This is a genomic window from Pseudomonas sp. FH1 (assembly GCF_000510895.2).
GTDB classification, from domain to species: domain Bacteria; phylum Pseudomonadota; class Gammaproteobacteria; order Pseudomonadales; family Pseudomonadaceae; genus Aquipseudomonas; species Aquipseudomonas azotoformans_A.
The window spans coordinates 88,650-102,503 of sequence record NZ_AOHM01000112.1; the positions used below are offsets into that span (position 1 = coordinate 88,650).

11 protein-coding genes, 1 pseudogene and 1 riboswitch are annotated in these 13,854 nt (G+C 60.9%); of the genes and pseudogenes, 5 read left to right on the plus strand and 7 right to left on the minus strand.

Annotated features, from left to right (window positions below):
- Positions 1 to 10: 10 nt before the first annotated feature.
- From H096_RS25365 to H096_RS25380, 4 genes and pseudogenes are all read left to right on the plus strand, one after another.
- Positions 11 to 727: an MgtC/SapB family protein gene (locus H096_RS25365; RefSeq protein ID WP_033902087.1), complete on the plus strand. Its 717-nt coding sequence runs from the start codon at positions 11 to 13 to the stop codon at positions 725 to 727.
- Between the two features lie 298 nt (positions 728 to 1,025).
- Positions 1,026 to 1,652, plus strand: a complete 627-nt coding sequence (locus tag H096_RS25370) for a response regulator transcription factor (RefSeq protein WP_033902088.1) — start codon at positions 1,026 to 1,028, stop codon at positions 1,650 to 1,652.
- A gap of 1 nt (position 1,653) precedes the next feature.
- Positions 1,654 to 5,261 (plus strand): annotated as a pseudogene (locus H096_RS25375) (transporter substrate-binding domain-containing protein).
- Between the two features lie 134 nt (positions 5,262 to 5,395).
- The gene (locus tag H096_RS25380; RefSeq protein ID WP_033902089.1) at positions 5,396 to 5,818 is read left to right on the plus strand and encodes a hypothetical protein; all 423 of its coding nucleotides are present in this window, start codon (positions 5,396 to 5,398) and stop codon (positions 5,816 to 5,818) included.
- On the opposite strand, the gene dkgB is transcribed toward H096_RS25380, so the two are convergent.
- The 4 genes from dkgB to H096_RS25400 all read right to left on the minus strand — a co-directional run bounded on the left by dkgB (position 5,815) and on the right by H096_RS25400 (position 9,937).
- Complete coding sequence (dkgB, locus tag H096_RS25385; protein WP_033902090.1) at positions 5,815 to 6,633, minus strand: 2,5-didehydrogluconate reductase DkgB; 819 nt, start codon at positions 6,631 to 6,633, stop codon at positions 5,815 to 5,817. The two genes, H096_RS25380 and dkgB, sit on opposite strands and share 4 nt — an antisense overlap.
- A gap of 87 nt (positions 6,634 to 6,720) precedes the next feature.
- A complete protein-coding gene (locus H096_RS25390; RefSeq protein WP_033902091.1) occupies positions 6,721 to 7,653 on the minus strand; it encodes an ABC transporter substrate-binding protein in 933 nt (310 codons plus the stop codon).
- Positions 7,650 to 8,009, minus strand: coding sequence for a (2Fe-2S) ferredoxin domain-containing protein (locus tag H096_RS25395; protein ID WP_033902092.1), 360 nt, complete (start codon positions 8,007 to 8,009; stop codon positions 7,650 to 7,652). The genes H096_RS25390 and H096_RS25395 overlap by 4 nt, the downstream gene beginning before the upstream one ends.
- Positions 8,009 to 9,937 (minus strand): TonB-dependent receptor, encoded by a 1,929-nt coding sequence (locus tag H096_RS25400; RefSeq protein ID WP_033902093.1) that lies wholly within the window; start codon positions 9,935 to 9,937, stop codon positions 8,009 to 8,011. Before H096_RS25400 ends, H096_RS25395 begins: the two co-directional genes overlap by 1 nt.
- 90 nt (positions 9,938 to 10,027) lie before the next feature.
- Positions 10,028 to 10,233, minus strand: a riboswitch (cobalamin riboswitch).
- A 113-nt stretch (positions 10,234 to 10,346) separates the two neighbouring features.
- Here H096_RS25400 and H096_RS25405 point away from each other — a divergent pair.
- Positions 10,347 to 10,742, plus strand: coding sequence for a carboxymuconolactone decarboxylase family protein (locus H096_RS25405; protein ID WP_033902094.1), 396 nt, complete (start codon positions 10,347 to 10,349; stop codon positions 10,740 to 10,742).
- 6 nt (positions 10,743 to 10,748) lie between these two features.
- Here the strand turns inward: H096_RS25405 and H096_RS25410 are convergent, their stop codons facing one another.
- From H096_RS25410 to H096_RS25420, 3 genes are read right to left on the minus strand one after another with little or no spacing between them, the layout of a single operon-like run.
- Positions 10,749 to 11,564, minus strand: coding sequence for a protein phosphatase 2C domain-containing protein (locus tag H096_RS25410; RefSeq protein ID WP_033902095.1), 816 nt, complete (start codon positions 11,562 to 11,564; stop codon positions 10,749 to 10,751).
- Positions 11,561 to 12,964, minus strand: coding sequence for a serine/threonine-protein kinase (locus H096_RS25415; protein ID WP_033902097.1), 1,404 nt, complete (start codon positions 12,962 to 12,964; stop codon positions 11,561 to 11,563). The genes H096_RS25410 and H096_RS25415 overlap by 4 nt, the downstream gene beginning before the upstream one ends.
- Positions 12,965 to 12,974: 10 nt before the next feature.
- Positions 12,975 to 13,853, minus strand: coding sequence for a DUF3365 domain-containing protein (locus H096_RS25420; RefSeq protein ID WP_033902098.1), 879 nt, complete (start codon positions 13,851 to 13,853; stop codon positions 12,975 to 12,977).
- Between the last annotated feature and the right edge of the window lies 1 nt (position 13,854).

Sequence of the window (13,854 nt, forward strand, 5' to 3'; positions counted from 1 at the left end):
AAGATTTCCTATGCAAGCAATCAACAACATCAACCTCGAATCCCTGGTCGACACCCTGGTCAGCCTCACTGCGGCCTTTATTCTCGGTGGTTTGATCGGTTTCGAGCGTCAGTACCGTCAGCGCACGGCGGGCTTGCGTACCAACGTGTTGGTGGCGGTGGGCGCGGCGATTTTCGTCGACATGGCCAGCCGGCTCGGCGGCGCGGAAGGCGCGGTGCGGGTGGTGGCCTATGTGGTTTCGGGCATCGGTTTTCTCGGTGCCGGTGTGATCATGCGTGAAGAAGGCAACGTGCGGGGGCTCAACACGGCGGCCACCCTATGGGCGTCGGCGGCGGTGGGCGCCTGCGCGGGTGCCGACCTGGTGCTTGAGGCGCTGTTGGGAACCCTGTTTGTGCTGGCGGCCAACACCTTGCTGCGACCGATCGTCAACAACATCAACCGCCAGCCGTTGGACGTGGTGTCGGCAGAAGTCACCAACATCCTCTATGTGATCGCCCGGCGTACCCAGCAGAAAGCCGTACTGGCCTTGCTGGAAGCGGAGCTGGCACGTTGCAACTATCCGGCCAGCGATGTGGACGTGCGCCCCTTCGGCACGGAAGAAGTGGAGATCGAAGCCACCCTGGCCGTGACGTCCGTGGACGGCGACGAGTTGGACGCACTGGTGGCGCGAATCTCGATGTCGACCCTGGTGGTGCAAGCGTTCTGGAGTCCAAGTACCACTGAGTAGTCCCCGGCTGTAAGGCGCTGTCCCGCGCGAAGCAGACTATGCTGTTACCAGGAAAAGTCCTACAAGCAATCGAGATTATCCCTTCATTTGATAAGCCACACCGTTGTTAAGGTTGCGCCCTTGCGCCTCAGGAGCCAGGGCGCAGCTCAACGTTTTGACCGTGCTTTATCAAAAGGAGGGTTCTGTACTGCCTGAAGTGTCATGCGGAGTAATCAGCACCGTTTGTCGGAACTGTTACTTTTCACAGGTAGTTAGGTCCCGTGTGATATGTAAGCGTACTGATCCCTCGGGGAGTCTTATGAGCAAAGCTTTAATTGTGGATGATCACCCTTTTATCCGTGCCACCGTGAAGTACCTGTTGAAGCAAGAAGGCTTTGATGAAATCTATGAAGCGGGCAACGGCGCCGACGCCATGCAGTGTGCGCGTGAGCAGCGCCCGGACCTCATCATCCTCGACTTGGCCATGCCCAAACTCGGCGGGCTGGAGGTGATCAGCCGGATCAAGGCGCTGGAGCTGCCTTGCAAGATCCTGGTGCTGACCTCCTACCTGGCTGTGTTCTTCTCCACCCGCTGCATGCGCGCCGGGGCCATGGGCTTTGTGGCCAAGACGGGTGAGCTGGACGAGTTGCAAAAGGCGATCCGGGCGATCCGCTCCGGCTACAGCTGCTTCCCCAGCGTGGCCACCAGTTCAGTGCGCCGTGACGATATACAGACTACCGAGCAAGAACTGGTCGACGCGCTGTCAGACCGCGAATTGACGGTGCTGCAAAAGCTGGCATTGGGCCTGGGCAACAAGGAAATCGCCGAGGATATGCTGTTGAGCCACAAAACCATCAGTACCTACAAGACGCGACTCAAGGAAAAGCTGCGTATGTCTTCGGTGGTGCACCTGTCCAAGTTCGCCCAGCGCAATCATCTGATCTGAAATGACCACCTCCCGGCTGTTGAGATTCACGGCCATCCTGCTGATCGGGTTGTTGCCCTCAGCAGCGATGGCCCTGGACGAGCCACACTCCCTAAGACTCCTCGGCCACGCCACCCTTGAAAACCCAGGCCTGGAGCTTGATGAAAGCGACTGGCGCTGGCTACGCCAGCGACGCACGTTGGTGATGGGGGTGTCGGCGCCGCGCCTTTCGACCTGAGCAACAACAATGATTTTGAAGGGATCACTGCTGACTACGCGTGGCTGATCAGCCTCATCTTGAGCATCCCTATCGAGGTTCGACGTTACGACACCCGCGATGAAGTGATCGAGGCCCTCAAGCTGGGCAAGGTCGATTTAGTGGGCTCGGCCAATGGTTACGAAGCCGCCGACAAAGACCTGATACTGTCGCGTTCCTACGCCAATGATCAACCTGTGCTGGTAACCCGCACGGGGGATAGTCATTTACTGGGCGCCGACCTGGCTGGCAAACGCGTGGCGATGCTCTACCACTACATGCAGCCCGACGCGGTGCAAGCCTATTACCCCAAGGCGCAGTTGCTGTTGTATGGCTCTACCCCCCAAGCCATCGGCTCCGTGTCGTTTGGCCAGGCGGATGTGTTCCTGGGGGACGTCATCAGTACCCGTTATCTGATCAACAAAAATCATCTCAATAATGTGCGCATGGCCGATTTTTCCGGGCTGGAGGTCAACCCGTTCGGGTTCGCGTTCACCGGGGATAACATCCGTCTGCTGAATATCATCAATGCGGCGCTGGCCGTGATCCCCGCCAGCCAGCAAATGAGCATCCTGCGCCGCTGGAGTGCCGGAGACAGCGGTTTCCTGGAGGCAGACCGACTGCGCTTGAGCGACAGTGAGCAGCGTTGGCTGGAGAAGCATCCACGGGTAACGGTCGCGGTGCTCGATAAGTTTATGCCGTTGTCATTTCTAGATGAGAAAGGGCAGTTCGTGGGGTTGAGCGATGAAGTGCTGTCGCGGATCAGCTTGCGCACAGGCTTGAAGTTCGAGGTAGTGCATGGCAGTTCTTTGCCTCGGCAAATTGACGAGGTCAGCAGCGGGCAAGTGGACATGCTTGCAGTTATCACGCCCAGCGTCGAGCGTGCCGAAAAGGTCCGCTTTACCCGGCCTTACCTGTCCAATCCTTATGTGCTGGTGACGCGGGCCAACGACGAGCGGTTGCTCACCCTGGAAGATATGCCCGGAAAGCGCCTGGCATTCATTGGCGGCAACAGCCTGGCCGCGCAAATTGCCCGAGACTACCCAGGTATCGAGTTCGTTGACGTCGAAAACCCTGAAGAGGCCATGGAGTTGGTCGCCAAAGGCAGTGTGGATGCGACCGTCATTTCATTGATCAGCGCACGCTACATGATTGCGCGCAATTTCCGAGACCGCCTGCGTATTACCAGCACGATCGGCACGGAACCGGCGCGCATTGCCTTCGGTGTCAACCGCAGCCAACTGGAGCTGTATTCGATCCTCGAGAAGGCGTTGTTGAGTATCACACCGGAAGAAATGGACGAACTGACCAACCGTTGGCGCAGCGAGATCATCATCGAAGACAGCTACTGGAGCAGCCATCGCAACGTGATCATCCAAGGGTTTGGTCTGGCAGCGTTGTTGCTGCTGGTGACCCTGGGTTGGGGGCTCTACCTGCGCAACCTGATACACAAGCGTGCTCAGGCAGAACGTGCCTTGAGCGACCAGATGCGATTCATGAGCGTGCTGATCGACGGCACCCCTCATCCGATCTATGTGCGCGATCGCCAAGGTCGGTTAATGGCTTGCAACAACGCATACCTTGATGTGTTTGGCTTCAGGTTGGAGGACGTGATCGGCAAGACTGTGGTGCAAACCGACACGGGCAACCCGCCGCAGGCCCAGTCGTTCCATGCCGATTACTTGAGCCTGATGGCGCGGGGTGAGCCGCAGATCCAGGATCGCGTGCTCAAGGTGCCGGGAGGTGGTGTGCTGACCATTTACCAGTGGATGCTGCCATACCGTGACAGCAACGGCAGCGTTGTGGGCATGATTGCCGGTTGGGTGGATGTCAGCGAACGCCAGCGCCTGCTGGGCCAGTTGCAGGAAGCCAAGGAGGAAGCCGACGCCGCCAACCGGGCCAAGACTACGTTCCTGGCGACCATGAGCCATGAGATCCGCACACCCATGAATGCGGTGATCGGCATGATCGAGTTGGCCCAGAAAAACGCCGAGCAGGGCCGTGTCGATCAGGATGCGCTGGAGGTGGCGTCGATGGCATCCCGGAGCATGCTGGAGTTGATCGGCGATATCCTGGACATTGCACGGATTGAAACCGGTCACCTGTCCTTGAGCCTGGAGCAGGCCAACCTCCATGAGTTGTTGGCCTCTGTGGCACGGGTTTTCGAGGGGCTCGCGCGGGACAAGGGGTTGCAGCTGCACGTCGAGTTTGATCCGCTGATCGACCGGATGGTGATGATCGACCCTTTGCGCTTCAAGCAAGTGGTGTCCAACCTGCTGGGCAATGCCATCAAATTCACCACCACCGGGCAGGTACGTCTGGGCGCTCAGAGCGCACCGGCATTGGCCGGTGACCACTTGAACCTCCGGTTGTTTGTGGAAGATACGGGGATTGGCATCAGCGCCGAAGATCAGCAGCGCTTGTTCAACCCGTTTATCCAAGGCAGCAACAACGACCAGTCGGCGCGCAGTGGCTCCGGCCTTGGGTTGGTGATCAGCCGCAACCTGTGCGAGATGATGGGCGGCCAATTGCATCTGAGCAGTGTGCAGGGCAAGGGGACGCGAGTGGACGTGACGTTGGCGCTGGCGCTGACCACCGCAACGGCGGTTTCCTTACCTGTTCAACCTGCGCCTGCGACACCTGCATTGAACCTCCTGGTGGTCGATGATTACCCGGCCAATCGCTTGCTGTTGACGCGACAACTGAGCTTCCTGGGGCATCACATCGTCACGGCCGAGGACGGCGCTGAGGGCTTTGCACTGTGGCGGGCCGGGCAGTTTGATGGCGTCATCACCGACAGCAACATGCCCGTCATGGATGGCTACACATTGGCCCGTGATATCCGTGCCCAGGAGCGTCAGCGTGGCCTGGTGCCGTGTCTGCTTCTGGGGTTTACCGCCAACGCGCAACCGGAGGAGACCGAGCGCTGCCGGCAGGCGGGCATGGACGGTTGTCTCTTCAAACCGACCGGCCTTGATGATCTGCGCGCAGCGTTGGCATCGCGCACCGCGGCACCGGTGGTGGTGGAGGCCGTGCCGGTATGTGACTTGAGTACCCTGGTCGCACTGACAGGCGATGATACTGCCGGGCTCAATGAGTTGCTGGCGCCATTGATCGGTAGCCTCGCAGAGGACCGCTTGCTGCTATCGACGCTGCAAGAACACGCGGACTTTGGCAAGTTGCATGACTTGGCTCATCGCGTTAAAGGTGGGGCGCGCATGGTCAAGGCGCCGGCGCTGATCGCGTGTTGTGAAACGCTGGAGGGTGTGTGTGAAAGCCGGGACCGTCATGCATTGGCGGCGTCGGTTGAAGCCATTGGCCACGCCATTGATAGCTTGCATCACAGCCTGAGCGCCCGCATCAAGCAGGCTTGACTGAAGTGGATGGCCATTCGGTGGATTTGGGAGAGTTCCTACATGGAACAGGAACAAACCTGATTTTGTCTTCGGGTTATGTCTGGAAAATGGGCCCCGCTCACTGACGAGCGCTGCCTGCCCAGGGGTTCGCCATGCCAAACAAAGCACTGACCATCCTGATTGCCGATGAACAACACCTGCAACGCCTGTACATCGAGAAGATGCTCAACCGATTGGGATATTTCCGGATTGTACCGGTGGAAACCTTTGAAGAGGTCCAGTTGCTCACCGCCATCCCCGCCCGGCCTTTTGATGTACTGATCATCAATGCGGGGCTGACGGCCCACGCTTGCGGGCCTCAACCCCAGGCGCACCACGTGCTGGTCTACGACCACCTGGACCTGAGCGCCCGCGCCGACGCAACGCCGGCAGTGCTGGTGCGGCTACCCGGCGTGCCTGACAACGTCAACCTCGAACACTTCATGGACATCATCGACCCACCCGCAGCCACTGCTGGCCTGCGGGTGTTGCCGTGGTTGCGGGAGTTAGCCCAAGCACCAGCAGCCGGGATTTAATCCCATTTTGGTGCGATACCCTTGGGGCTGGTCAGGCGATGGCCGCGTTCCAGTTTGGCAATCTGTGCCATGTCGGCGGCGCTCAAGGTCAGTTGCAGGGCCTGGAGGTTGCTTTCAAGGTTGGCGCGTTTGGTCGAGGACGGGATGACCGCGTAACCCGATTGCATGGCCCAGGCCAACGTTACTTGCGCTGGGGTCGCCTGATGGCGTTCGGCGATTTGCTGGATCACCGGGTCCTTGAGCACTTCGCCGTAGGCCAGGGTCATGTAGGACGTGATCTGGATACCGTTGGCGGTGGCGAAGTCCACGACCTGGCGGTTTTGCAGGTAGGGGTGCAGTTCGACCTGGTTGGTGGCGATGTTTTCGGCCCCAACGGCTGCAATCGCTTGCTTCATAAGGTCGATGGTGAAGTTGGAAATGCCGATCTGGCGGGTCAGGCCCAGGCGCTTGGCTTCCAGCAACTGGCCCATGAATTCGGCGACAGGCACCTGGTCTTCCGGCGAGGGCCAGTGAATCAGAGTCAAGTCCAGGTAGTCGGTCTTCAGTTTGCGCAGGCTTTCTTTCAGGCTTGGAATCAGCTGGCCTTCGGCGAAGTTGGCGATCCAGATCTTGCTGGTGATGAACAGCTCTTCACGCGGGATGCCACTGGCGGCAATCGCCTGGCCGACATCGGCTTCATTCTCGTAGATCTGAGCGGTGTCGATGACGCGGTAGCCCAGCTCCAGACCGGTACTGACCGAATCGATCACCACCTGGCCTTGCAGACGGAAGGTGCCGAGGCCGAAGGCCGGGACATTTTGCGTTGGGGTAGACATCAGTAACTCCTGAAGGGGGATGAACAATGGAGTCGAGTATCCGCCCGTCGTTCCTTCGGAAAAACCGCCGAATCCGAAAAGGACTCTTTACCGCAGGTCACGAATCGCCAGCGCCTTGAACCGCTGTGCCAATGACAGAACCACCTGGCCGCTGCCCATGTTGGGCACCACATGGGTAAAGGGAATGTCGATCATGCGGTTCTCGCGCACGGCGCGCAGCTTGGAGAGTACCGGGTCGGTGGTCAGCAACTGCCGCTTGCGGCTGGCCGGTGACCACAGCGCATCGGCCAGCAGGATCACGTCCGGGTCCTTGGCCAGCAGGGTTTCATTGCTGACGGTCACCCGTGACAACGGGATATCGGCCAGTATATTGCGTGCACCGGAGGCCATCAGCAGGGTGGTGACAAAACCCCGTTGGCCTTCGCTATCGAGTCCACCCACTTCACTGTCCAGGTAAAACACCGACAGCGGACGGGCATCACCCATCAGGCCATGGGCGCGCGCCAGGTCAGCATCCAACGCGTCGCTGAGCATTTGAGCGAGTTGGGTTTTGTGCAACAGGGCGCCGAGGGTAAACAAGTCCTGACGGATATGCCCAAAGTAATCCAGCGAGTGACCCGCGCAGGCGGACTCCAGCAGGTACGACGCCACCCCGTTGTTCGCTAGTCCCGTACGTGAGGTCACGCCATCGCCAAAGGCACTGGCGAAACCGCCGACTACCAGGTCTGGGCGCTGCGCATACAGCACTTCACTGGACGGGTATTTCGCCGCGATGACCGGCACGTCAAAGTACTCGCCGTGCCGGTGCGTAATGCCGTTGTCGTCCAGGTACGCGACACCTGCCAGCGAAGGCCCGGCATCCAACGCCAGCAGCAAATCGGCGGCGTGCTGGTTGAGTGCCACGATGCGCGACGGTGGCGAAGGCGGCACGCTCCAGTCCTGGGCGCAGTTGCGATAACTGTCTGCCAGCGCCGGTGTGCAGTAGAGCAGGGCGCTCAACCATAGCCATGGCTGTTTCATGGGGCGTCCTTGATCAGCAGGTCTTGCACCACATCGCCGCCCACCAGGTGCACATCCACCAGGCGCAGCACTTCGGCCTTGTTGTGCACGCCATACCAGCAACGCTCGGGATACACCGTGAGCACCGGTCCGAGGTTGCACGGGAACTGGCAATGGGTGCGCGTCAGCAGCACGCCACCGGGCACTTCGATGTGCTCATGTTCCAGCAGTCGGCGGCGCAGGGTTTTCCACAGTTGCAAGGCGCCGCGCTGCGTACAGCGTGGGCCGGTGCACAGGAATACATGGCGGGCGTGGTCCGGTATGCGGGACCAGTCGGGATGGAAGTCCACCCCGTCGATTTTGGTGATCTCAGTCATCAGAAGTGATACGTGTAACGCACCTCTGAGGTGAACGGGCGGCCGAGGTTGTCGACGTTGCTGGCGCGGCTGGTGACGTAGTCGCGGTCGAACAGGTTTTCCACCAGCAGGCTCAGGCGGTGCTGGTGGGCGGCGTCGAGGTAGCGATAGGCATCTGCGTCCACCACGGAGTAGTGGCCGTATTCGACGTTTTTCGAGCTGGTGATGTCGCGAATGTAGCGGATCGCAGTACCTGCGCCCCACAAGCGGTTTTCCGATTCGAAACCGATCCGTGAACGGGCAAAAAAGCTCGGAATGTCGTTGATGGTGACGCCGGTGCGGGACTCGGTGAGGTTGCGCGTCATGTCGGCTTGCAGGCTCCACTGGTCATTGAGCGCGAGCTTGGCGTCGGCCTCGAAGCCACGCATCTGGAGCTGGCCCTGGCCGTTGACCCATTGCACATCGTCGAGCGTGATCAAGTCAGTGATCTTGCGTTTGAACAGCGTGACGCTGGCGCTGAAGTCGCGCTCGCCCAGCAGCCCCTTGTAGTCGATCCCCAGTTCGGCGTTGCGGCTTTTCTCCGGCTTGAGATTGCGGTTACCGATCTCGTCGCCCGGCTCGTTGACGAACAGCTGTTCGGCGTTGGGCAGTTTGTAGGCCGTACCGTATTGGCCACGCAGGGCCCAGTGGTCGTTGAGATCATAGAGCGAGGTGAGCATGCCGACGGTGGCACTGTCACCGCCGCTCATGGCTTCATGCCGCACGCCCACGCTGGGGTGCCAGTTGGGCAGCGCGTCGATCTGCGGTCGCAGTTGCGTATACAGCGCGTGGGCCTGGGCCTTGTTGTCGTCGATCACCAGTACATCGTCCTGGCCCTTGAACCACTGGTTGTCGCTGCCCACCACCAGCACATGGCCGCTTGGCAATTCGGCCTTGCCCTCGGCTTGTACACCCCAGTCAGTGAAGCCCCAGTAGTCGTTGTTGTTACGTACGTTACGACCCCCGTCGGCGGTGTTATCGAGCCGCGTGTAGCGTGTGTCCCAGTCGTTGATATGGCCCTTGATGAAATAACTCAGGCGCTCGTTGATCGCCTGTTCGAAAGTCGCCGTGGCGATCTGTTGCACACGGTCGTTGGTGGTCTTGTAGTTATTCACCGGCCGTGCGAAATCAAGGTTGGCATCGGCATATTGGTAGAACAGTTCCAGGCGCGAGTCATTGCCAAACGCCTGGGTGGCCTTGGCGCCGAAGGTGGTCACTTCGTACGAGCGCTTTTTGTCGCTGACGCGGCCGCTGTAATCGCTGTTGCGAAACGGCTGGTAGCCCTCGGAGGCGTTGCGGCTGACATACGCCAGCAGGCCGAGGTCGCCCCAGCCGTTGGTGAAGATCTTCTCCACCCGCGCATCGCCGGTGGTGCCGCCGAAGGTATCGACTCCCAGGTTCACTTCACCGGACGCCTCGCGGGTCTGCGGGCTGCGCGTGACGATGTTGATGACCCCCGACACCGCCTGGGTGCCGAACAACAGGCTCTGGCCGCCCTTGAGCACTTCGATGCGCTCGATGGCGTTGGCTGGCAGCGTGTCGAGGTAGAGGCCGCCATACAGACGGTTGTTCAGGCGCACGCCGTCGAGCAGGATCAATGTGTCATCGTTGCGCCCGCCCAGCAGGGAATAGGTGCCGTAGTCGAACGGGCCGTTTTTCGGCGCCACATACAGGCCGGGGATGAACATCTGCATCACCCGCGTCACGTCGGCGGCGGGGCCGGCGCGTTCGATCTGTTCGCGGGTGACGATCTCCACTTTGCTGCCGTACTGGGCCATGGCGGCGACAGTGGTGGATTCCACGGAAGGGGCGGAGACGATCTGCTGGTTGAGCACCAGGGTGTTGTCGTCGGCCAGCAACAGGGGGCTGAACAGCGAGCCGAACAAAGGGATCAGGGAACGTCGAATCATAGTCTTCTCGAAAGTATCTTCGCAGAAGCACGCAGGAGAAGGCATCGCGCACACGCCGATACCGGCCCATGCCCGCCCACCGCAGGAGTTTGCCTAACAGAAATTCCAGGCCGGTCTCCGGGCTCTCGCGTATGGAACCCTTCACCTTCCCATGGCACGCAGGCCACAGTGGTGTGTCGAAGGGGTCACGCGAATACCGTTGCGGGGGCAGCACCGGACTGGCTCAAAAGAGCGTACCGGTTTCCCGTTTCACCCCAAGCACGGCGGCAGGGGGCACCTGAAACAGGCCGGCATCTGAACATTCGCATGACCGTTCGTCAACTCCGTCATTCAGGATTCACCGGCTTCACTTGCCAGCAATGGGGCGGCGCGGTATTCCAGAACACTCACCCTCCGCCTTGGACATCCCATGACTCAACACCTCACCGAATACGCCGATGCCAGCCCAGAAGTGCGTGCGGTCTATGACGACATCATGCACACGCGCCAGGTCGATCAGGTCAACAACTTCTGGAAGTGCCTGGCCGCCCACCCACCGACCCTGCGCCGGACCTGGGAAAGCCTCAAGGAAATCATGGCGCCGGGGGCATTGGATCCACTGACCAAGGAACTGCTCTATGTGGCTGTCAGCGTGACCAATAATTGCCCGTATTGCATCGCCTCCCACACGGCAGCAGCGCGCAAGGCGGGGATGACCGACGAGATGTTTGGCGAGTTGCAGGCGGTGGTCGGCATGGCTAACGAAACCAACCGCCTGGCCACCGGCTATCGTGTGCCGTTGGATGAGGCGTTCAAGTTGCCATAAGGCGATTCAGCCGTCGAACCTGGCGAGGAGCACCGTGACATTGTCGCGCCCGGCGTATTCGCGGGTGAGGTGGATCAGCCGTTGGCAGGCAGTCTCCAGCGTGTCGCGGCTGGCAGCGGCGAGTACCTGAGCCATTTCCTGGTGCGGCACGCAACCGTGCAGGCCGTCACTGCAGAGCATCAGCAGGTCGTTGCGCTTCACGGGTTGCACGCGTACTTGCGGTTCTACCCGCGGCCCCGGGCCGATAGCTTGCAACAGCAGATTGCGTGCCGGTAAACGGTCGACTTTGCCGGCCTCAAGGGCTTGCTGATACCAGGTCTGGTCGCGGGTCAGCAGGCTCAGTTCGCCGTCGCGGTAGCGGTACAAACGACTGTCACCCACATGAAACACCAAGAGTGGCCCATCGGCATGCGGGCGCCATACCCCTGTAAGGGTCGTGCCCATGCCGCTGCCTTCGCTCATCTGGCGTGCCACGTTTTGCTGGTAGACGCACTGGTTCACTTGATCGAGTGCGTTGTGCAGGCGACTGGCGGCTTGCATGTCCGGGTCCGACCAGGTGGCGTCCGGGTCGCTGCCGTCGTTCAGTGGGTCTACACGGTGGGCGTTGAGCGCCTGGCGCAAACTGATCAGGGCTTCGGCACTGGCCAGGGCGCCGGCTTCATGGCCGCCCATGCCGTCGGCCACGGCAAACAGCCCGAGGCTGGGCTCCACCAGAAAGTTATCTTCGTTGCTCTGGCGCACCGTGCCGACATCGCTGGCCCCATAGGCGACCGCGCAGGCCAGGCGATGGGGCCCGCAGGCGCTGAGGGGGGAGTCGGTCATGGCAGGGGCTCAAAGCTGTTGAGGAACGCCAGGCGCTGGGCCTCGCTCTCGATAGACTCGGCCAACCGTTGCACAAAGGGTTGGCGCAGTGAGGTTGCACGCAAGGCGCGACTGACCACGATGCGGGCGATGGGACCAATCAGCACCGCCAGCCGGCGTTCGGCCATGTGTGCGAAGTCGGGGTCGACTGACGTATGGATCACCTCGCTGGTCGGAACAATCGCGGTGGGTTCAGCCACCACCTCGGGCGCGGCAGTCGGCGGGTTGAGGCGTTGGAACAGCGACTGGCTGGCGCTGGTGAACTGCTCACGGCCGCGCTCCGACGGAATATGCGGCAACAATGCGGCGCAGATACCCTCGAAGTCATCCGCGCCATTGAGGCTCTTGCGCACCAGGAAGCGTGCAAGCGGGCCGATCTGGTGGGACAGCAGCGACTCCAGCTCAGGCATCACGGCCAACTTCCACGGCGTGAGGGTTTCCACGGCTTCGGTCGCTAACGGTGTCACGCCGCTGCTCAAGGGTTGGTTGGGGCGCATCAGCACGGTGCGATCATCGTCGATATCGGCGCTGGTCCAACTGCCGGTGGTGGTGCCGAGCAGCGCTTCAAGGTCATCCAGAAAGGCGTGCGCCGAGGGATAGCGGTCGGCCGGGCGCTTGGCCAGGGCGCGGACGATCACACTGTCCAACGCCGGGTCGAGGGCCAGGTTCAAGCTCGACGGTGCTACCGGCGTCTGGTTGAGAATCTGCTGCATAACCATGGTGGCCGAGCCGGAAAACGGTCGCTCGCCAGTGAGCAGTTGGTACAGCACGATCCCAGCGGAAAACACGTCGGAGCGACCGTCGATCAACTCGCCGCAAAACTGCTCCGGCGACATGTAGCTGGGGGTGCCGATCATCGAGCCGGTCTGGGTGAGCGTGGAGGAGTCCAGGCGTGCGACGCCGAAGTCGGTGACCTTGACGTGGTTGTCGGCGGTGATCAGCAGGTTGGCCGGCTTGATATCGCGGTGCACCACACCCTTGGAGTGCGCGTACTCCAGGGCCAACAGCAACTGGCGCATCCAGCCGAGGCTGTGGCTGAGGTCACGGGGTGTCTGGGCGGCGAGCAGGGTGTTGAGCGGTGTGCCTTCGACGAACTCCATGGCGATGTACGCCGAGCCCTCGTCCTCGCCGTAGTCGTAGACCGCGACGATATTGGGATGCATCAGCCGGCCAGCGGCCTGGGCTTCATTCTTGAAGCGGCTGACCAGCTCGGCGTGCTGGCTATCGCCGAACAGCTCCTTGCGGATAGTCTTGAGCGCCACGGTGCGGGCGATGTTCGGGTCGAACGCCTTGTACACCGTGCCCATGGCGCCTTTTCCGAGCACGCTGTCGATGCGGTATTTGCCGAGTTGTTCAAGCATGATCGCGGCCCTATTCCTCAAGCATCTTCATGGCGCTGACCAAGCTGGTACGCATACGGCCGAAGGACTGACCCAGGCGTGCCAACTCGTCGCTGCCGCTGACGTCCATCGGCGGCACATCGGTTTCGCCCAGGCTGACGCGGTCAGCCAACGCCGACATCTGCCGCAGGCGCCGTGTGACAAACAGGTGCACCGCCACGTTCAAGGCCACGAACAATACGGCGAAGATCCCCAGCATCGACAGCATGTAGCTGTGCAGCAGGCTCGTGGCGCGTTGCATCGGTAAGTCCAGTGGCACTGAGACCAGTTGCGCACCGATGGTGTCATTGAGTTTCCAGCCGAAGCCATTTACCGCTCCGTAGATGTCGACCATGGTTTTTGGCGCCGCATCTGGCGTGCTGTGGCAGGCCAGGCAGGCGGCGTCCTTGATCTGGATCGGTCGCGCGATGTAGAGCGACGTGCCTTTGTCATCGGCGCGCTCACCCACCATCTCGTCGGTCTGCGGCTGGCTGCGCAGGGTGCTGATCAGGGTTTTTTCCCAGTCGTTGGCCAGGTCACGCGGGTTGGTGGGGTTGAGCGTGGCTTCTTTGTAGGCATAGTCCGGGTAAGACTTGAGCAGTTCCTGCAGGTGCGAAATGGCGGCGAAGTCCGGTACCGATTGCGGCAGGAACTGGAACTTCAGGCGGTTCTCCAGCAGCGGCACAATCTGCTCGGCCGTGTAGGTGCTGGCGGCAGAGGCCGAGCGCATCAGCATGCGTGCGGTTTCCAGGGTTTCCCGGCGCGCACTCTGTTGCAGCATGTAGTGGGTTGAGAGGCTGGTGGCGATAAAACCGACGATAAACACCGCCAGGAACACTACGTTGAATTTGACCGCAAGCGACAGTTTCATA